The following is an 18,819-nucleotide window of genomic DNA, read 5'->3' as shown; positions in this document are numbered from 1 at the left end:
TGCGCCAGCGCCTTTCATTTACGCACGATTCTTCCCCGCACGAGACACGGCAGTCGATGCGCTATTCGATTGAAATCAAGAAGTTTCTTTACAGCCAGTACTTCTACGGTGGCTTGCGCATCGCGGTGGGCATTTCGTTGCCAGCCGTGCTCTGCCTGATCGTCTTCCACAATCGCGACCTCGGCTTCACGATCGCGACCGGCGCACTCGGCGCCTGTGTGGTCGACATGCCCGGCCCGCTCAAGTACAAGCACAACGAGATGCTTGCGTGCAGCGTGATCGGTTTTCTCTCCGCGCTCGCCACCGGCCTCGCCACGGTCAACGTGGTTGCGCTGTGGTGCACCGTCGTGCCGCTGACGTTCGTGCTGTCGCTGATCGTCGTGTACGGCAACCGCTGGCCGCAGATCAGCTTCGCCACACTGTTCATGATGGTGATGACGCTCGAGGAAAGCTTCACGCCGATGCAGGCACTCGTCAACGCGGCGTGGATTCTGGTGGGCGGCCTCTGGTACACCTACTGGTCGACGCTCGTGACGAGCTGGCAGGCGCGCCGCATCGAACAGCAGGCGCTCGCCGAGAGCGTGTTCGCGTGTGCGGACTACCTGCTCGCCCGTGCGGATTTCTACGATCTCGACAACGATCTCGACGAGTGCTATCGCAACCTCGTCACCAAGCAGATCGCGGCGGTGGAGCGCCAGGACGCGGCGCGCGACATCGTGCTGCGTGGCCTGCCGAAGCTGAAGAGCGGTCAGCTCGGGCCGCGCCGCGCGATGCTCTTCAATCTCTTCATCAATACCGTCGACCTGCACGAACTGTTCGTCGGCGCGCATACCGACTACCCGCTTGTGCGCAATACGTTTGGCGGCTCGGACCTGATGGTGTTCTATCGCGACCTGATCCGCAAAGCGGCCGCCGATCTCGAGGACATCGGTCTCGCCGTGCTGCAGAACCAGCCGCCGCGCAACCGCATCAATGTGAAGGCCGAGCTGCGCGCCATCGAGTTCGAAATCGAGCTGATGCGCAAGCACGACGTGCCAGCGAAGAACCCCGAGGCATACCAGGCGGTATCGTCGACGTTCCGGCGCGTATGGAGCGCGACACGGTTGATCGACCGGATGCGCAAGAGCGTCTCCAACGAGGGCGCGACGACCGAAACCGAACTGCGCATCGACCAGGCGCTGTCGCGCTTCGTGTCGAGCCGGCGCGTGCCGTTCCGGCAGATCTTCACGAACCTGACCATGGCGTCGCCGAGCTTTCGTCACGCGCTGCGCGTGACCATCGCGGTGGCGGTCGGGTTCTGGCTGGGCCGGTTGCTGCCGCTCACCAACGCGTACTGGATCGTGATGACGACTGTCATCATCCTGAAGCCCGGCTACTCGCTGACGCGACAGCGCAATAGCCAGCGGATCATCGGTACGCTGATCGGCTGCGCGGCCAGCATCGCGCTAATGATGTTCGTCAAGGAACCGCATCTGCTGCTGATCGTGATGTTCGCATCGATGGTGATGAGCTACAGCCTGCTGCTGTTCAACTACACGGCGAGCGTCGTGTTCACGTCGTCGTATGTGCTGCTGCTGTTCCATCTGCTCGCGCCGGGCAGCATGCGCCTGATCGGCGAACGCGCGATCGATACGGTGATCGGCTGCGCGCTCGCGATCGCCGCGAGCCATCTGTTCCCGTACTGGGAATACCGACTGATGGGCAAGCTCGTCAACGACATGATCGCGGCGACGCGGCAGTATCTGGAAGCGAGCTGGTGGTGGAGCGGCAAGCCTGCGGCGGCAACAACGGTCCCTGCCGCCACCGTCACCGAGGCTGGTGCGCGTGCGCCGGCTGCGGCCATGGCCGATGCTGAGGTCGCGGCTGCGACAGCGGATGCAGCGGCCGGTGCCTCTGCCGCCGCTGCTACCGATACAGCGAGCGACGCCGTAATCACACCCGCCATCGCACCCGCCGCGCGCGCAGCGACACCGACTACACCGGCCGCGGCCGCCGCAGCCAGCGCACTCGATCGCGACTATCGCTATCGCCTTGCCCGCAAGAACATGCACGTGACGTTTGCCAATCTCGGCCAGGCGTTCCAGCGCATGATGCTCGAACCGAAGGCCGCGCAGAAGTTCGTACCGGAGCTGAACGACCTGCTGGTGCGCAGTCACGTACTCGCGTCGCAGATCACCGCGGCAGCTCCGTTGTTGCGCGCCTCGACCCAGCAACAGCAGGACAGCGTCTCACAGCAACCGCTGCAACGCGCACTGACGCTCGTGCGCGACAACCTGAGCGCCGCCGAAGCAGGCACTGCTGCTCCCGCCGATCAGAGCGACGCCGCGAAGCTAATGGCGCGCGACCTCGACGCGATGGTGATCGATGCGGAGAAATCGCCGGATCGTCCGGCAGATGCGGTCCATGAACTGAAACTGCTCGCGCATCAATGCAAGCAGATGATCGCGGCGTCGTTTCAGATCCGTAAAGACGCGAGCCTGATCCGGTTGCCGGACGCCTAGGCTGCGTGGCAGACGGGCGGCGTTCGAGCCCGCCCTTCGCTTACTGCGAGGCGGCCGCTGCCGAAGCGGCTGTCGTATTAGCCGGTGCGCTCGCCGCCGCGGGTTCGGGATTGTCGCGTTCGTACTCGCGCTTCTCAGTGATCGCGTTGTAGAGCAGCGTGGCGAGCACCAGCAGCACCACGACCACGATAAAGATTGCGATACGGAAAGTCGGGTTGGGCTTGCGCGGTTCGTTCATAAGACAGCTCGGTTCGCGGATTGGTCATGACAGAGCCGGCATTCTACGCCCGCCTGCCTTGCGGCCGCCTTGCAGTGCGCAGGGGTGCGCCACCACGTCGCAGGAGTGCCCCGGTTGTTGCGGAAACAACCATCTAGATCGCGCGACAACAAATCGACAACACATCACAATGTGATGCATGACAAAACGCGTCCATGCATAGCACATAAAGCGACGCTCGCCACACAGAAATCGAAGAAATATGGCAGCATGGCCCTCGCCCCTTGGAGCTGAAAGACGGGGGGAAGCTCAACATCTCGCCGGTTCGACCGGCTCATGGAGAAGACATGAGAGTCCCGTCGCATATCCAACATCCTGTTGCTATTCGAAGCGATGCTGAGCCCGGTTTGCCCGACACTATGCGCACCGCATTTCATCTGTCGGCGTTACGGCGCACGGTCACTTTCGCGGCGCTTGCGTGGTGCGCGGGCTTCGCGGGTGTGTGTGCCGCCGACACGCAAGTCGGCGGCGCATTGCCCGCACCGCCCGATCAGTTGTACGGCGATCTGTTCGTCGCCGTGCAGACCGCGCAGATCTTCCCGGACCAGAAGACCTTCGTCGATGCGACGCCGAACGCGACACCCACTGCCATCGTGGCCGCGTACGAAGCAGCGAAGAACAAACCGGGTTTTTCGCTGCTGGCATTCGTCAACCAGTACTTCACGCCGCCGCCGGATCAGAGCGTCACGCCACCGCCCAACCAGACACTGCGCGAGCATATCGACTGGCTGTGGCCCGCACTTACACGCACGACGACGAGCGCACCGGATTACAGCTCGCTGATCCCGATGCCGAAGCCGTATGTCGTGCCCGGCGGACGTTTTCGCGAAGGCTACTACTGGGACACCTATTTCACGATGCTCGGGCTTCAGGAGTCTGGCAATGAAGATCTGGTCGACGACATGCTCGACAACTTCGCGTACATGATCGATACGTACGGCCACATTCCGAACGGCAACCGCACTTACTACCTGAGCCGTTCGCAACCGCCGTTCTTTTCGTTCATGGTCGAACTTGCCGCCCAGAAGGAAGGCAATAGCGTCTATCAGAAGTATTTGCCGGAATTGCGCAAGGAATACGCATACTGGATGCAAGGGGCCAGCACGACGAGCCCGGGCAACGCGTCGGGCAATGTCGTCGTGATGCCGAACCGCGCCCCGCTGAACCGCTACTGGGACGCGCTCGATACCCCGCGCGACGAATCGTATCTGGAAGACGTGCAGACCGCACAACAGGCTCAGCAGACACTCGGACGCGCACCGTCCGACGTGTACCGCGATCTGCGCGCCACCGCGGAAAGCGGCTGGGATTTCAGCTCACGCTGGTTCGGCGACAACGCGACGCTCGCTACCGTACGAACCACCTCGATCGTGCCGGTCGATCTGAACAGCCTGATGTACCACCTCGAAACGACAATCGCGCACGGCTGTAGCATCACGCACGATTTTCTCTGCGTGATCGAATTTACCGGCAACGCCATCCGTCGCGCCGATGCGATCAACCTCTACTTGTGGAACGCCAAGGGCTATTACAGCGACTACGACTGGCAGCTCGCGAAATCGCGCGACAACCAGACACCGGCAATGCTGTATCCGCTGTTCGCAGGAGCAGCGTGGCCGCAGCGTGCGCAGCAGACCGCGCAGGTCGTGCAGTCCGTGCTGCTGCAGCCGGGCGGCCTCGCGACGTCGATCTATAACACGACCCAGCAATGGGACGCGCCGAACGGCTGGGCACCGCTGCACTGGATCGCGCTGACCGGTCTGACGAGCTATGGGAATACCGCACTCGCTACGCAGATCGGCACACGCTTTCTCACCGACGTGCAGGGCCTGTATGCCTCGCAGCAAAAACTCGTCGAGAAGTATGTGGTGGAAGGTGCAGGCACCGGGGGTGGAGGTGGCGGCGAGTATCCGTTGCAGGATGGCTTCGGCTGGACCAACGGCGTGACGTTGAAGCTGCTCGACGCGTATAGCCCGGGAAGCTGACGGCGCGGGGCAAATCGCCCTCTTCAGGCAGGCATCGGCGCTGTCCGGCAGGATAGCGTCGACCTGTCGCCTATCCGACAGATTCAAGGCCGGTTTCGGGACATCATGCGGGCGTGACCCTGACGACGCGCGTTGCTGGCGATCGCAGGGCATCGTCCCCGTGTATCTGGTTGCCTGAATCATCGAATAAGGAGTGGTGCCGTGACCTCATCTCATGCAAGCCTGAAAAACGACGTATCGCCCGCCGAATGGGAGACACGGGTCAATCTCGCCGCGACGTACCGCCTGACTGCGCTGTTTGGCTGGGACGACCTGGTGTTCACCCATATCTCGGCGCGCGTGCCCGGCCCGGAGCATCACTTTCTGATCAACCCCTACGGCATGATGTTCGACGAGATCACCGCGTCGTCGTTGATCAAGATCGACCTCGATGGTCGCAAGGTGTCCGAGTCGCCGTACGACATCAATCCGGCCGGCTTCACGATTCATAGCGCGGTGCATGCGGCGCGCGAAGACGCGCTTTGTGTGATGCATACCCACTCGATCAACGGCGTCGCTGTGTCGGCGCAGGAAGGCGGCCTGTTGCCTCTTTCGCAGCAGTCGCTGGGCGTGCTCGCGTCGCTCGGCTATCACGACTACGAGGGCATCGCGCTCAATGAAGCCGAGAAGCCGCGTCTCGTTCACGACCTCGGAAGCAACACCAATCTGATGCTGCGCAATCATGGTTTGCTCACCGTTGGCGCTACACCGGCGGACGCTTTCGTCGCGATGTATTTCTTCGAAGCGGCCTGCATGATTCAGGTGCGTGCTCAAGCCGGTGGCGGCAAGCTGAACCCTATCGCGACGCCGATTCTCGAGGGTATCAAGCAGCAGATCGCGCAGGTGACCAAGGGGACGAGCCCTGGGCGGCTCGTGTGGCCGGGGCTGCTGCGTCGACTCGATCGGCGCAATCCTGGTTACGCGGATTAGCGGTGTGCGTCGGCGCCGATGCGCTGACGCGCAGGTCACTTGAGAAACGGTATGACAAAGATCTGTATCTACGGTGCGGGCTCCATCGGCTGCTACATCGGCGGACGGCTTCTGGCCGGAGGAAGCGATGTCAGCTTCGTTGGGCGTGCGCGCGTGGGCGAACAGTTGCGCAGTCGCGGTATCGCGCTGTCGCACTACGACGAGCGGCGCTGGCACGTGGCGCCGGAACGGATCGATGTATCGACGGAGGCTTCGACAGTGGCCTCAGCGGGTCTCGTCCTCGTGACCGTCAAGTCTGCCGCGACACCAACCGTCGCGGCAGAACTCGCTAACGTGCTGCGGCCTGACACAGTCGTCGTCAGCTTCCAGAACGGTGTGGGTAACGCCGATGTGCTGCGCGCCGCGTTGCCGCGCAACACCGTACTCGAAGGAATGGTGCCATTCAATGTCATCGAGCCCGGCCCTGGTGCGTATCACCAGGGTTCATCGGGCGAGCTGGAGATCAGGCAATCGCCGGCGATGCAGTCCTTCGTCGATGAGTTCAGGAAAGCGGATTTACCGCTGATCCAGCACGCCGATATGGTGCCGGTGCTGTGGGCAAAGTTATTGCTCAACCTCAACAATGCCATCAACGCGCTGGCGAACCGGCCTTTGCAGGAAGAGCTCTCGCTACGTGCGTATCGGCTTTGCCTCGGCATGGCGCAGAAAGAAGCGCTCGCGCTTTTGAAGCGCGCCGATATACAGCCAGCGCAACTGACTGCGGTTCCTGCGGCCTGGATACCGCGGGTTCTCGGCGTGCCCGATGCGCTCTTCAAGCAGCTCGGGCGCGCGATGCTGACCATCGATCCCGTTGCGCGATCATCGATGTCGGACGATCTGGCCGCGGGACGTATGACGGAAGTCGACTGGATCAATGGCGAGGTTGGGCGTCTTGCCCAACGCCTTGGACGAACGGCGCCGGTGAATGAACGGCTATGCGAACTCGTGCACGAAGCCGAGCGAGCCGATGTGCGGCCTTCGTGGTCGGGAGATGCGTTGCTGGCTGAAATGCGGGCTGCCGGGAAAGCCTCTTTGAATCGGCATGCCTGAAGGCTTAACGGCGTTGATCTGGACGCGCATCTGCACCTCGTGCGCTCGCGTCGTTGATCGCGCGATTCGCCGTGTCGGCCAATTCGCGTCGCGACGGGCACCGGTCCAGGCTATCGGTGTTTTACCGAAGAACTTCGCCTAAGCGGACCGCATTTCGCGTGCGGCGGCACGCCGGGCCGCATAAAGCGGACCATGCATGGCATATCAACTCCTTGTCGCCAGTGCGTCTTCACTCGGGGAACCGCTCCCCGCTTCCACCGAGGTGCGGCGATCGAAACGCTCACCCTGGGCAAACAGCGTGGTGTGCCGACCATCAGAACGCATTGCTTCGCCCGGTCGTGAAGACCAGCAACCCGTTACCCAATCGACAACACCATGCCGAGCATATCCCGCGCCTCTCACGACTCCCCGGACTTCCGCAGCCCTTCTCCTTCACAGGTTTCCGAAAGTGCCGGCACAGAGGTTCGACCCCGATCCCCGGCGGCAGAACCCCCTCCGTTGCCGCCGAAGCCAGCGTTTCTCAAGAAAATGGAAGAAGAAGCTTCCGCGCCAACGCAGCAACCCTTGCGACGCTCTTTGATAAGGCTTGCAAAGGCAAACGTGGATACCCTGCATGCTGCGTCGACGCTTTCAAAAAATGCGTATGATCTCGCGCAGCAAAATGGACGGCTGATGCCCGCTCATACCGGATCGGTTTTGACGGCGCAGAGCAGACTCGCCAGAGCGCAGGCACATCTGAATACGTTGCTAGATCAAGAAGCAGAAAACGAGGCGCAGGTGCAGGCGGTAAAATCGAAACATGAAGAAGCGCTGCAACTGGTAGACAACCAACTGGAAGCATTCGCAACGCTACAGCAGGCCGGGGAACCGACGCCGCGCAATATGCCTCCACAACCCGACACGGATGGTCGCGACGTATCAAACCTTTCCGCTTCCGGTGCGGTTGCCGCAGGCGCTTCATCCGTGCAACACGTGCAACAGCAGGGTCAATCCGCAAGCCCCGGCCACCGTCCAGTAACCGAAAACGCCGCGCCTGTTGTGTCCGCAGGTGGCGCGCGCGGACCCGCGCAATCCTTTCCTCTCGAACGAGATGTTCTGGAATACATTCAAGACATGGGGCCAGCAGACGAAACCGACACGGCCGAATTGCTGAGCGATTTGACAGAGATCGGCAAACTGCTGGGACTCGCGCCACACGCCCTGAATGAGTTTCACAATTCTCTCGCGTGGCGAATCAACGACAACGAGGTACGATCGAGCGCCATTGTGCGTCTGGAAGCCCAACTGAGCGCGGCCGCACGGCAAAACCTCAGCCCCGGAGTGCAGCCTGCTGTGCTCCGTGCGATCGCCGAGCACACCGGTGAACTGCAGGTAAGCGCTGACCAGACAGACGTTCTGGAGGAACAGGATGTGCGTCCGTTTGTAAGACCCCGCTTTTGAACTGTTGACGATGCATCGCATGCGTTCGCGATGCATGTCGGCATTCATACGGTCTCATAGCACATACGCATGTATCAGGCGCAAGCCGAATCCTGTGTCGATGGTGCCATCCGCCTGCGTCAGGCGGTGAAATGCCGAAAGTAAATTTCTCTGCAATTCGCGGCGTGCTCCGTCGGACAGCCGGTCGATATCGTACGTTTCCAGCAGCGAATGCCAGAGCGCATCCGGTGTAGGTTGCCACGGAACATCCACATCTTCGAACGCCAATGCGTTGAAGGTAGAACCGAGCAACTCTCGCCAGCCCGCTTCGTCGCGGGTGCGGCGATCTCCGAACGCTAAAGGCGCAAGACTATTGCGCGCGATCGGTCTGAATACCTCTCTCAACGCATCGTTCGCTTCCCCAAGCAAAAACTCACGTCCCACGATCGCGGCGAACACGCCACCAGGACGCAAAATCCGGCGGATTTCGGCCACGACCCGATCGGCTTCTCCCATCAGCATGACCGCCATATGCGAAAGCACGATATCGACCGTGCCCGTTTCTATCGATAGCGATTGCGCGCGCTCTCGCAGCAGCGACACGCTGTCTGGAAGACGTTTGCGTGCAGCGTCGAGTTCGTGCTGGCTCATGTCGACGCCGATCAAGCGCGGCGCATTTAGACCGCGATCCGCCAGCAACCTAAGCAGATAACCGTCTCCACAGCCCAGGTCGACGACAACGCGCGCGGCGTTCGAATCGTCCACCAGCGAAGCGAGTACGTGATACGAAGACGGGTATTGAGTGGGCTTCAAATGCGCAGGAAGATGCCCGAATGCGGCGCTAGTTGCGCCTGTAAAACGCTGGTGAAAATCCAGCAAATAGTCTTCGGCTGGGGACAGAGACTGCATGGCGGCACTCCGCGCTATGATCGACGCATCGCGTAGATCTATTGTGAATATATGAGAGTTCAGACACTACCCGAATCCCGCTATCCCGGAGTTTCGCTAAGACAGCTTGAACGCGGCGATCAAGCCGCGTGGTATGCCTATCTACGCATCCCGGAAGTGATTCAACACACCAGCTGGAACCTGTCTGGCGAGCATGACCTGGCGCCGATGTTCGACGGTATCGAGTCGACCGTCGCGACCTCGATCAGGCGGCTCGCGATCGTCGATGATACCGACAACCGCCTGATCGGCACGATAGGTTTTCACTCTATTTCAGAGGTCAACCGCGTGGCGGAAATCGCTTACGACCTCGCGCCGTCGCATTGGGGTAAAGGGCTTGCGAGCGCGATGTGCGCGACCGTGACGGAATGGTCGTTTGCCGGGTTGGGGTTGGTTCGCGTTCAGGCGACGGCGCTTGATACCAATGTGCGCTCTGTCCGGGTTCTGGAAAGAAGTGGTTTCCAGTATGAGGGGTTGCTTCGTTCGTATCGGATGGTTCGGGGAGTGCCTGGGAATTTTTGTCTTTACGCGCGTCTTGCCGGCGACTCGCTCAAATGATCACTTTTTTACAAGCGCCTGGGCGTGCGATGGTTCAGGCTATCGGCAATGTCACGTTCCGAAGCTCGTTCGGGACGCGTCGCCACGCAAGTAACTCATCACCAGATCAGCCCGGAGATTGATGCATATGAAGGCCGCCTATTACACCTCGAAAGGTCCGGCCCGCGACGTTCTCGTCGTTGGCGACCAGGCCGATCCAGTCGCGCAACCGGGCGAGGTCCTGGTGCGCATCGCCCATTCCGGCGTAAATCCGTCAGACGTCAAGTCGCGCTCGGGCGTTACCAGCCCTGCGATGGAGTTTCCGCGCGTCATTCCCCACAGCGATGGTGCGGGCGTCATCGAAGCCGTTGGAGAAGGCGTATCGAAACAGTTGATCGGGCAGCGGGTCTGGACGATCAACGGCCAGTGGCAGCGACCATTCGGTACAGCCGCCGAGCTGATCGCCCTGCCCGAGAGTCAGGTTGCCCCACTGCCCGACGGTGTCTCGACGGAAACCGGTGCATCGCTTGGCATTCCGTTGTTGACGGCCTGGTACGCCGTGCACGTTTGCGCAGGCTTGCTCGGCAAGACGGTTCTCGTCTACGGCGCCACAGGCGCGGTCGGCGGCTACGCGACGCAGCTTGCTGCACTTTCGGGCGCCCGTGTAATCGGCGTGGCCGGCAGCAAGGAGAAATGCGCGCTCGCTTCCCGGCTAGGCGCCGAGTGGGTCATCAATCGCAACGAGCAGGACGTGGTTGCCTCGGTACGCGAAATCACGGCCGGACAAGGCGTAGACATCATCATCGAAGTCGACGCAGCGGCGAATGCCGCTCAATACGGCAAGCTGCTGAAATTCGGCGGCGAGGTGATTATCTACGGCTCGGGGGCTGCATCGATCGACGTTCCGTTCCGACCGATGATCGTCGGCTTCGCGAATCTGCGCTTCTTTATCGTCTACAACCTGCCGGTTCCGGTCAGGCACGCCGCTATCGACGCGCTGACACCACTGCTCAAGCGAGGCGCGCTCCAGCATCCGCAGGTCGAGGTCTTTCCGTTAATAGACGTTGCCAAGGCCCACGAACGCGTCGAATCGGGCGCAAACGCCAAGATCGTCGTCGATACCCGCGGATAGCGATGAAGCCATACGTCGACCGATGGGCCACGGCGGGTTGTCTATAATAAACGTCACCTTCCTGATCGTTGCCGGAGCACAAAGGTCTGCCCCGATGTCGAAGGAAACGCCCTGCTGGAGGCCCCGATGAAGGATCGCGTCGAATACAAGCGCAGCAACGAGATCCCGGGTCTCGTGCTTAGCGAGGCGCGGTTTTCCGATTTTCGCTTCGAGCGCCATTACCATCTCGACTATCACGTCGCGCTGGTAACCGAGGGTGTGCAGCGCCAGGGATTCCATGGCGAAACCCTGCTGCTGACGCCGGGCACCATCCAGTTGATGCCACCGGGCGAGGTGCACGATGGCAACAGCGCCGGGGACGAGTCCTACACGCTCAAAACGTTTCGTGTCTCCCCTCAACTGCTAAGCGGAATCACCGAGGAAATCACCGGGCAAGATCGCTTTCCCGCGCTCGGCGGAACCGTGCTTCAGGACGCCCGGCTTGCCGGCCATCTGTCCCGGTTGCACGATGCGCTACGGGCGGCCCAGGAGGCCGAGCCCATGGAAGTGCAATCCGAATGGCTGATGTTGCTTGACCGCCTGTTTTCTCAAACGCGTATGGTCAAGCCGCATTTCATCAAGGGCACACTCACATCGGTGCAGTGGCAGCGCGTCAGGGACTATTGCGATGTCCATCTGGCGGAGAAGATCACGCTGGAAGAGCTTGCTGCTCTTTGCGCCCTCGAGCGTTTCCATTTCCTCAAGCTCTTCAAGCAGACCGTCGGTATGACACCGCACGCATGGCTCGTTCGTCTGCGGCTGGAACGCGCGTGTGCCTTGCTGAGTCACCCCGACGCGTGTTTGACGCAAGTGGCTCAGGAGGTGGGGTTTTACGACCAGAGCCATTTCAATCGAGCCTTCCGGCAAGCGTTCGGTGTGTCGCCATCGAAGTATTGATGTTTCAGGTTACCGCACACGCGTGCGTTGAAGCATCGCCAGCGTCGCCTTATCCGCCCGATTAATTCCCTCTAGCTGCACGAAGCTGTCTCAATGCAGCACGTTCGTCGCGCAGCCCTATCCCCTCGCCCACTGCCAAGCCGATTCACGCGCCGCAACCCACTCAATTTTTTACAAGTGGAACGGGCACATGTCCTTTAACTTCGAGGCATGGGGAAAGGTCATCGCCTTTCCATGATCGTCACCCTAAGCGACCCACTGGGGCCGTTCGCCGAACGCGTCGCCACCTGTTTCGCCATCAAGGAGCATCTATGAATCGCATTGAACTCGACCGTCGCCTCGCGGAACTGGGCATCGAACTGCCGCCGCCGAAAGCGGCCATCGCTAACTACGTGCCTACCGTTCTGGCAGCGGGCTTCCTGCACATTTCAGGGCAAGTCGCATTCAAGGATGGCGTACCGTTCGCGGTCGGCCAGGTGGGTACGGAAGTCAGTATCGAGCAGGCAAAGGAAGCTGCACGACTCGCCGGAATTGCGCTTCTGTCGCAATTGCGGTCGCAGTTGAACGACAACGTTAGCGTGATTCGCGTTTGCTCCGTGACGGGTTACGTGCATGCAGCAACCGAATTTACGGCGCACCCGGAAGTGATCAACGGCACCTCCGACGTTCTCGTTGAAGTTCTCGGTGACAAGGGCCGGCACAGCCGTGCCGCTGTAGGCGTATCGAGCCTGCCGTTCCGTTGCCCGGTTGAAGTGTCCGCTGTGATCCAGCTTGGTTAATGGTGGTCGAACCTAATGACACTGCATATCGAAACACCGCTGATCGAGTCGCGCGCGCTCTCGCTCAAGACCGGTAGAGACATTCTTCTCAAACTCGAATCGCTGCAACCAAGCGGTTCCTTCAAGCTACGCGGCGTCGGCTTTGCGTGCGAGGAACACAGGCGCAACGGTGCCCGGCGTTTTGTCACCGCGTCCGGTGGCAACGCCGGTTATGCGGTGGCGTATGCGGGCCGCGAGCTTGGCGTTCCGGTGACCGTTGTCGTACCGCAAACAACCTCCGAGCGCGCAAAGTCGCTCATCCGCGCAGAAGAAGCCGAAGTCGTCGTGCACGGCGCCGCGTTCATCGAATCCAACGAGTACGCCCGCTCGATTCTGACCGACAACGATGCCTGGCTCCATGCGTTCGATGACCCACTGCTATGGGCGGGACACGCGACGATGATCGAGGAAATCGCGCGGCAAACCGAACGCCCTGATCTGATCGTTTGCTCGGTTGGCGGCGGTGGATTGCTCGCCGGTGTTATCGAAGGATTACGACGAGTGGGCTGGAGCGACACGCCGGTGCTTACGGTCGAGACCGAAGGTGCGGATTCCTACAACCAGGCGCTCAAAGCAGGCATGCCGGTAACGATCTCCGGGATCAACTCCGTGGCCACGTCGCTTGGCGCCAGCAAGGTAGCCGAGCGCGTCGTGACGCTTGCGAAAGAACATCCGATCCGCAACTGCCTCGTGACGGATGCCGAAGCGATTCAAGGCAGTGTGATGCTGCTCGAGGAGCACCGTGTTTTGACCGAACCGGCATGCGGCGCATCGGTGGCGGCGCTCTCGCGAATCCCCCAGTATTTCCCGCACGCGCAGCGCATCGTGGTGATCGCCTGCGGTGGCGTGGGTACGACGAGCCAGCAGTTGCTCGAGTGGTCCGATTTTTACCCGCTCGATGGCGATCTGTTCGCGGCTCGCCATTCCACTGAATCGAACGCGCTCGACAATCTGAAATCATGAACGACACGTTGATCAACGCGCTCGGCGACGAGCTCTATGTCGCCGCGAAAGAATGCCGCGCACTCGAACCGCTCACGAGCCGCCACGCCGACTTGACGGTCGACGACGCCTACCGCATCCAGCAGCGCGTCAACGCCCGACGCATCGAAGCCGGCGAACGCATGATAGGCAAAAAGATCGGCGTCACGTCGCAGGTTGTGATGGACATGCTCGGCGTGTATCAGCCCGATTTCGGCATGCTTAGCGACGCGATGCTGTACCGCGAAGGCGAAGCGATCCCGGCCGCCTCGTTGATCCAGCCGAAGGCCGAGGGGGAGATCGCCTTTGTGCTCCGGCACGACCTGCAAGGCCCAGGCGTGAGCGCCGCCGATGTCCTCGCCGCGACCGCAGGCGTGATGGCCTGCTTCGAGATCGTCGATTCGCGCATCAAGGACTGGATGATTCACATCGAAGACACGGTGGCTGACAACGCGTCTTGCGGTGTGTTCGTGCTTGGTGAGCACATGGTCGATCCACGCAAGGTCGATCTCGTCGGTTGCGCAATGACGCTCGAGAAGAACGGCACGGTGGTGACGACGGGTACCGGCGCCGCCGCGCTTGGAAATCCGCTTGAAGCGGTGGCATGGCTCGCCAACACGCTTGGCCAGCTAAACGAGCCGCTAAAGGCCGGCGACGTGGTGCTGTCGGGCTCGCTGGCTGCGATGGTACCTGTCGCAGCCGGTGACAGCCTCAAGGTTTCCATCGACGGCATCGGCAGTTGCTCGGTCCGGTTTGTCTGATCTCAGGAGTCGGCATGTCAACGAACAAAGTGAAATGTGCATTGATCGGCCCCGGCAACATCGGCACCGATCTGCTGGCAAAGCTGCAACGCAGCGAGGTGCTGGAGCCGGTGTGGATGGTCGGCATCGACCCCGAATCGGACGGGCTCAAGAAAGCACAGGCCCTCGGCCTGAAGACCACCGCCAAGGGCGTAGACGGCCTGCTGCCGCATGTGAAAGCCGACGGCATCCAGATCGCCTTCGATGCGACGAGTGCCTATGTGCACGCAGAGAATTCGCGCAAACTGAATGCACTCGGCGTCATGATGATCGACCTGACGCCCGCGGCTATCGGGCCTTACTGCGTACCGTCGGTGAATCTGACGCAGCATGTGGGCTCCGGCGAGATGAACGTCAACATGGTGACGTGCGGCGGCCAGGCGACAATACCGATGGTGCACGCGGTCTCGCGCGTTCAGCCGGTCCGGTACGCCGAAATCGTCGCCACGGTATCGAGCCGTTCGGCCGGGCCAGGTACACGCAGGAATATCGACGAGTTCACGCGTACGACAGCAGGCGCTGTCGCAAAGGTGGGCGGTGCAGCGCAGGGCAAGGCCATCATCGTCATCAACCCTGCAGACCCGCCGCTCATCATGCGCGACACCGTGCATTGCATCGTGGAGGGAACGCCCGATGTCATCGCGATCGAGAAGTCCGTGCGCGAAATGATCGAACAGGTGCGCAAGTATGTTCCCGGTTACCGGCTAGTCAATGGTCCGGTATTCGACGGCGAGCGCGTCTCGATCTACCTCGAGGTCGAAGGACTCGGCGACTATCTGCCGAAATACGCCGGCAATCTGGACATCATGACGGCCGCCGCAGCGCGCACCGCCGAGATGTTCGCCGAAGAGATCCTGAGCGGCTCGCTCAAGCTCGAACCCGTCATCCACTGAGGAAATCGCGTATGAACGTCCAGGGCAGGAAGATCGTCGTGCATGACATGACATTGCGCGACGGTATGCATCCGAAGCGGCATCAGATGACACTCGAGCAGATGAAGGCGATCGCTCAAGGTCTCGACAATGCGGGGGTTCCGCTGATCGAAGTAACCCACGGTGACGGCCTGGGCGGAAGCTCGGTGAACTATGGGTTCCCCGCGCACAGCGACGAGGAATACCTCTGCGCAGTCGTGCCGCTCATGAAGCAGGCGCGCATTTCCGCGCTGTTGATCCCGGGAATCGGCACGGTCGATCATCTGAGGATCGCGCATGAACTCGGTGTGAAAACGATCCGCGTCGCAACGCATTGCACCGAGGCCGATGTGTCGGAGCAGCACATCGAGCTTGCGCGCAAGCTCGACATCGACGTCGTGGGCTTTCTGATGATGGCGCATATGAATTCGCCAGAAGGTCTTGCAAACCAGGCGACGCTGATGGAAAGCTATGGCGCAAACTGCGTGTACGTAACGGACTCGGCAGGCTATATGCTGCCTGACGACGTTCGGAGTCGCCTTGCTGCCGTGCGTGCGGCACTGAAGCCGGAAACCGAAATCGGTTTTCACGGGCATCACAACCTCGCGATGGGTGTAGCCAACTCCATCGCTGCTATCGAAGTGGGTGCGACTCGCATCGATGCCGCCGCCGCGGGACTCGGCGCCGGTGCTGGCAACACACCGATGGAAGTCCTCGTAGCGGTGTGCGAGCGCATGGGCATCGAGACAGGTGTCGACGTCTGGAAGATACAGGACGTCGCCGAAGATCTTGTCGTGCCGATCATGGATTTTCCGATTCGCATCGATCGTGATGCACTGACGCTCGGCTATGCGGGCGTTTACGGTTCCTTCCTTCTGTTTGCGAAGCGCGCGGAGAAGAGGTACGGGGTTCCGGCTCGCGACATCCTTGTTGAACTCGGACGCCGCGGCATGGTGGGTGGTCAGGAGGATATGATCGAAGATACCGCGCTTACGTTGGCGAAAGCGCGTGGGCGGGTGTCGTCGAACGCGGTATAGAGCACCGCGTGACTTCTGCAGTACGCGTTGCTGCTGGCGGTCTTGAGGGAAAGGGAATCATGTCATTGAGCGAACTATTGGAGATCCACCCCGAGGTTGCGGCAGCGCTGAATGCCGGCAAGCCAGTTGTAGCCCTGGAATCGTCGATCATCGCGCATGGCTCCCCGTGGCCAAAGAACGCCGAGACTGCGCTCAGGCTCGAAGCCGAAGTACGCGCGCACGGCGCACTACCCGCTACCTGCGCGATTCTGAGTGGCCGCATCAAGATCGGTCTGACGAGTGATGAGATTGCAAGCCTTAGCCGGGTCGGTCACGAGGTGGCGAAGGTTAGCCGACGCGACATCGGGATACTCGTGGCATCCGGTGGCAGCGGCGCTACGACGCTCTCGGCGACGATGATCATGGCCGACCTCGCGGGAATTCGCGTGGTCTCGGCAGGTGGGCTTGGCGGTGTGCATCGCGGTGCGCAGGAGAGCTTCGATATCTCCGCCGATCTGCAGGAACTTGCACGTACACCGGTGGCACTGGTGTGCGCTGGGATCAAATCGATTCTCGATATCCGGTTGACACTGGAGTACCTGGAAACGCACGGCGTACCGGTGATCGGCTATCGCACTGCCAACCTTCCCGGGTACTTTAGCCGCGACAGCGGGTTTGGCGTCGACGTACGCCTTGACGATCCTCAGCAGATCGCGCGGGTTATGAAATCGAACTGGGAACTGGGTTTGAATAGCGGGCTTGTAGTTGCCAATCCGATTCCCGAACCATTTGCGTTGCCCCGCGAGGTCGTCGATCTCGCGATCGAGCAGGCTTTGGCTGAAGCGGATGCAGAAGGTATCGCGGGTAAGGCAGTGACACCGTTTCTGATTTCTCGTGTCGATGCGTTGACCGGGGGAAGCAGTGGGACTGGCAGTGTTCAGCTTGGTCTTAACAACGCGAGACTGGCGGCAGCGATCGCAGTTGCTTATGCGGCGCTAACTACCCAGAGAAGCCAGGTTGAAGAAGTAATCACGGATACACTACAGACGCGAAACAGGTGGTCAGGCTAAAGCCGATCAATCGGTCGTTCGCGCACACACATTCGACCAGTACGGCAGCACGGGAACATCATGATTCGTCATGCACTCACTGTTATTGCACTCTCCGTTTGCACGCACGCCAGTGCGAAGCCTCTGTCTATTCCTGACGACGATCGCGCCGCGGACAGGGCCGAAATGCTCACAAGCAAGTACCAGCTAACCACGGACAAGATCGATTGCCTGGAATTTGAAACATCCGATGAGCGATCGTATTTCCTCGTCCGTGTGCGGGAAAATCACACGCAGGAATGCGGTGGCGACCCGAACGTGTCGCCTACCCTGTTCTTTCTCAAGATCAGAAAGAGCGATGGACGGGCGCTCACGAATGCGTACGATGGTGTGCATTTCGTCCGGTTGAAGCACATGCATGAGAAGTAGTCAGACGGCTCGTCAATCGGCGGTGTGCTACACGATCTTGGCGACTGCAACCGGCGCGAGATTCGCGAAACCCGCGCGCCGGTACAGCGGCTCCCCTGCATGGCTCGAAATCAACAAGGCGTTTCGCGCGTTGGCTCGACGTGCGTGGGCGGCGATGGCCGAGAGAAGCTGCGAAGCAAGACCGCGCCGACGATACGCCTCAGCGGTTGCGACGCGGTCGATCACAATGTCGCCGTCAGTTGTGACGCCGTAGCGGGCGGCCGCCGCGAAATCTCCGTCGATCTTCACCGAGAATAGAAATGCACGCGGATTTGGCGCAAAACCTGGAAACCGGCCGCTGGCGTTGAATGCTGCGATCTCGTCCTCGCTGCGTAGCCAGGTGGAGTCGATCAAAGCGGCCTCATGGGGTAGCGTGCCGATGTCCGCGAGCATTAGATGCTCGTCGATGAGCGGCTGCATATGCCCGTGCAACTCTGGCGGCAAGCCAGCCTGACCGAAACGCGTGATCCATGCACCTATGGGAAAAGTCTCGTCCGGCTGCGACGCTGGCGTTTCGATCACGAAATGCTCGAACTCGCGTCCCATCCCAGGTTGGAAGCGGACCGCATAGCCGTATGTGAAAGCTGAAACGACTGCCGCGCTCTGGTCGTGCGCGGCGCAGTATCCGTCGATGAATGCACGGATCGTCTGTCGGCGTGCAGATGGAGTTACCCAGGCATCGTGCGGTTGAAAACGATCAGGGACGGAGGACAAGTGCATGGACATCGATGATCGGGAAAGCGGAATGGAGGGAGGTCTATCGTATAGAGAAGCGGTGCGGGAAATTGTAGTTTTTTTGGCTGATTTGTCGTGTTTCGCTTTAATAGTCACCCCTGTTAGCAACCGTGACCGATCTGCTAGACGACGTCTCACACCGTTCGGGAACCTCAACTCAACTTCTGTAGCGAAGCTTCGGCGCCCGCATCAACTATAAAATTAGTTGACAGCACATCACTTCAATCCTACGATCTACTACATCTTTA

At 60.7% G+C, this 18,819-nt stretch carries 18 protein-coding genes; 15 read left to right on the top strand and 3 right to left on the bottom strand.

Annotated features, from left to right (window positions below; all coding sequences use genetic code 11):
• Positions 1–56 precede the first annotated feature (56 nt).
• Positions 57–2,501, top strand: a complete 2,445-nt coding sequence (locus M0D65_RS23185; protein ID WP_266254748.1) for an FUSC family membrane protein — start codon at positions 57–59, stop codon at positions 2,499–2,501.
• 40 nt (positions 2,502–2,541) lie between these two features.
• Here the strand turns inward: M0D65_RS23185 and M0D65_RS23180 are convergent, their stop codons facing one another.
• On the bottom strand, positions 2,542–2,739 hold the full coding sequence (locus M0D65_RS23180; protein ID WP_091016037.1) for a hypothetical protein: 198 nt from the start codon (positions 2,737–2,739) through the stop codon (positions 2,542–2,544).
• Between the two features lie 398 nt (positions 2,740–3,137).
• Here M0D65_RS23180 and treA point away from each other — a divergent pair, with 398 nt between their 5' ends.
• The 4 genes from treA to M0D65_RS23160 all read left to right on the top strand — a co-directional run bounded on the left by treA (position 3,138) and on the right by M0D65_RS23160 (position 8,261).
• Entirely contained in the window at positions 3,138–4,763 is a 1,626-nt protein-coding gene (gene treA, locus M0D65_RS23175; RefSeq protein ID WP_266254866.1) for an alpha,alpha-trehalase TreA, read from the top strand.
• Positions 4,764–4,964: 201 nt separating this feature from the next.
• Positions 4,965–5,732, top strand: coding sequence for a class II aldolase/adducin family protein (locus M0D65_RS23170; protein WP_091016033.1), 768 nt, complete (start codon positions 4,965–4,967; stop codon positions 5,730–5,732).
• A 51-nt stretch (positions 5,733–5,783) separates the two neighbouring features.
• Positions 5,784–6,821, top strand: coding sequence for a 2-dehydropantoate 2-reductase (locus M0D65_RS23165; RefSeq protein ID WP_266254747.1), 1,038 nt, complete (start codon positions 5,784–5,786; stop codon positions 6,819–6,821).
• Between the two features lie 528 nt (positions 6,822–7,349).
• The gene (locus M0D65_RS23160; RefSeq protein ID WP_266254746.1) at positions 7,350–8,261 is read left to right on the top strand and encodes a hypothetical protein; all 912 of its coding nucleotides are present in this window, start codon (positions 7,350–7,352) and stop codon (positions 8,259–8,261) included.
• Positions 8,262–8,315: 54 nt separating this feature from the next.
• Here the strand turns inward: M0D65_RS23160 and M0D65_RS23155 are convergent, their stop codons facing one another.
• Entirely contained in the window at positions 8,316–9,149 is an 834-nt protein-coding gene (locus tag M0D65_RS23155; RefSeq protein WP_266254745.1) for a class I SAM-dependent methyltransferase, read from the bottom strand.
• A gap of 51 nt (positions 9,150–9,200) precedes the next feature.
• On the opposite strand from M0D65_RS23155, the gene M0D65_RS23150 reads away from it, so the two are divergent.
• The 10 genes from M0D65_RS23150 (at position 9,201) to M0D65_RS23105 (ending at position 17,797) form a co-directional block, all read left to right on the top strand.
• Complete coding sequence (locus M0D65_RS23150) at positions 9,201–9,746, top strand: GNAT family N-acetyltransferase (RefSeq protein ID WP_266254744.1); 546 nt, start codon at positions 9,201–9,203, stop codon at positions 9,744–9,746.
• Positions 9,747–9,873: 127 nt separating this feature from the next.
• Positions 9,874–10,857: an NADPH:quinone reductase gene (locus M0D65_RS23145; protein WP_266254743.1), complete on the top strand. Its 984-nt coding sequence runs from the start codon at positions 9,874–9,876 to the stop codon at positions 10,855–10,857.
• A 126-nt stretch (positions 10,858–10,983) separates the two neighbouring features.
• Entirely contained in the window at positions 10,984–11,793 is an 810-nt protein-coding gene (locus M0D65_RS23140) for an AraC family transcriptional regulator (RefSeq protein ID WP_266254742.1), read from the top strand.
• A gap of 311 nt (positions 11,794–12,104) precedes the next feature.
• Positions 12,105–12,572, top strand: a complete 468-nt coding sequence (locus tag M0D65_RS23135) for a RidA family protein (RefSeq protein WP_266254741.1) — start codon at positions 12,105–12,107, stop codon at positions 12,570–12,572.
• Positions 12,573–12,587: 15 nt separating this feature from the next.
• Positions 12,588–13,574 carry a pyridoxal-phosphate dependent enzyme gene (locus M0D65_RS23130; protein WP_266254740.1) on the top strand — a complete coding sequence of 329 codons (987 nt, stop codon included), beginning with the start codon at positions 12,588–12,590 and terminating at the stop codon, positions 13,572–13,574.
• Entirely contained in the window at positions 13,571–14,353 is a 783-nt protein-coding gene (gene dmpE, locus M0D65_RS23125; RefSeq protein ID WP_266254739.1) for a 2-oxopent-4-enoate hydratase, read from the top strand. Before M0D65_RS23130 ends, dmpE begins: the two co-directional genes overlap by 4 nt.
• 14 nt (positions 14,354–14,367) lie before the next feature.
• Positions 14,368–15,285 (top strand): acetaldehyde dehydrogenase (acetylating), encoded by a 918-nt coding sequence (locus M0D65_RS23120; RefSeq protein WP_266254738.1) that lies wholly within the window; start codon positions 14,368–14,370, stop codon positions 15,283–15,285.
• Positions 15,286–15,296: 11 nt separating this feature from the next.
• Entirely contained in the window at positions 15,297–16,340 is a 1,044-nt protein-coding gene (dmpG, locus tag M0D65_RS23115) for a 4-hydroxy-2-oxovalerate aldolase (protein WP_266254737.1), read from the top strand.
• Positions 16,341–16,405: 65 nt separating this feature from the next.
• On the top strand, positions 16,406–17,389 hold the full coding sequence (locus M0D65_RS23110) for a pseudouridine-5'-phosphate glycosidase (protein ID WP_301718855.1): 984 nt from the start codon (positions 16,406–16,408) through the stop codon (positions 17,387–17,389).
• 60 nt (positions 17,390–17,449) lie between these two features.
• The gene (locus tag M0D65_RS23105) at positions 17,450–17,797 is read left to right on the top strand and encodes a hypothetical protein (protein ID WP_266254735.1); all 348 of its coding nucleotides are present in this window, start codon (positions 17,450–17,452) and stop codon (positions 17,795–17,797) included.
• A gap of 27 nt (positions 17,798–17,824) precedes the next feature.
• Here M0D65_RS23105 and M0D65_RS23100 read toward each other — a convergent pair whose 3' ends face one another.
• Positions 17,825–18,667, bottom strand: coding sequence for a GNAT family N-acetyltransferase (locus M0D65_RS23100; protein WP_266254734.1), 843 nt, complete (start codon positions 18,665–18,667; stop codon positions 17,825–17,827).
• Positions 18,668–18,819: the final 152 nt, after the last annotated feature.

The organism is Paraburkholderia sp. CHISQ3 (genome assembly GCF_030464945.1).
GTDB classification, from domain to species: domain Bacteria; phylum Pseudomonadota; class Gammaproteobacteria; order Burkholderiales; family Burkholderiaceae; genus Paraburkholderia; species Paraburkholderia megapolitana.
The sequence above is the reverse complement of the archived record's forward strand: the minus strand, read 5'-3'. Positions and strand labels throughout refer to the sequence as shown.

What these genes read in the sequence shown, in the direction of transcription:
- M0D65_RS23135 (WP_266254741.1), top strand. Translation starts at nt 12,105, where the DNA reads ATGAATCGCATTGAACTCGACCGTCGCCTCGCGGAACTGGGCATCGAA.
- M0D65_RS23160 (WP_266254746.1), top strand. Translation starts at nt 7,350, where the DNA reads ATGGAAGAAGAAGCTTCCGCGCCAACGCAGCAACCCTTGCGACGCTCT.
- M0D65_RS23165 (WP_266254747.1), top strand. Translation starts at nt 5,784, where the DNA reads ATGACAAAGATCTGTATCTACGGTGCGGGCTCCATCGGCTGCTACATC.
- M0D65_RS23120 (WP_266254738.1), top strand. Translation starts at nt 14,368, where the DNA reads ATGTCAACGAACAAAGTGAAATGTGCATTGATCGGCCCCGGCAACATC.
- M0D65_RS23145 (WP_266254743.1), top strand. Translation starts at nt 9,874, where the DNA reads ATGAAGGCCGCCTATTACACCTCGAAAGGTCCGGCCCGCGACGTTCTC.
- M0D65_RS23150 (WP_266254744.1), top strand. Translation starts at nt 9,201, where the DNA reads ATGAGAGTTCAGACACTACCCGAATCCCGCTATCCCGGAGTTTCGCTA.
- M0D65_RS23180 (WP_091016037.1), bottom strand. Translation starts at nt 2,739, where the DNA reads ATGAACGAACCGCGCAAGCCCAACCCGACTTTCCGTATCGCAATCTTT.
- dmpG (WP_266254737.1), top strand. Translation starts at nt 15,297, where the DNA reads ATGAACGTCCAGGGCAGGAAGATCGTCGTGCATGACATGACATTGCGC.
- M0D65_RS23155 (WP_266254745.1), bottom strand. Translation starts at nt 9,149, where the DNA reads ATGCAGTCTCTGTCCCCAGCCGAAGACTATTTGCTGGATTTTCACCAG.
- M0D65_RS23185 (WP_266254748.1), top strand. Translation starts at nt 57, where the DNA reads ATGCGCTATTCGATTGAAATCAAGAAGTTTCTTTACAGCCAGTACTTC.
- treA (WP_266254866.1), top strand. Translation starts at nt 3,138, where the DNA reads ATGCGCACCGCATTTCATCTGTCGGCGTTACGGCGCACGGTCACTTTC.
- M0D65_RS23105 (WP_266254735.1), top strand. Translation starts at nt 17,450, where the DNA reads ATGATTCGTCATGCACTCACTGTTATTGCACTCTCCGTTTGCACGCAC.
- M0D65_RS23140 (WP_266254742.1), top strand. Translation starts at nt 10,984, where the DNA reads ATGAAGGATCGCGTCGAATACAAGCGCAGCAACGAGATCCCGGGTCTC.
- M0D65_RS23130 (WP_266254740.1), top strand. Translation starts at nt 12,588, where the DNA reads ATGACACTGCATATCGAAACACCGCTGATCGAGTCGCGCGCGCTCTCG.
- dmpE (WP_266254739.1), top strand. Translation starts at nt 13,571, where the DNA reads ATGAACGACACGTTGATCAACGCGCTCGGCGACGAGCTCTATGTCGCC.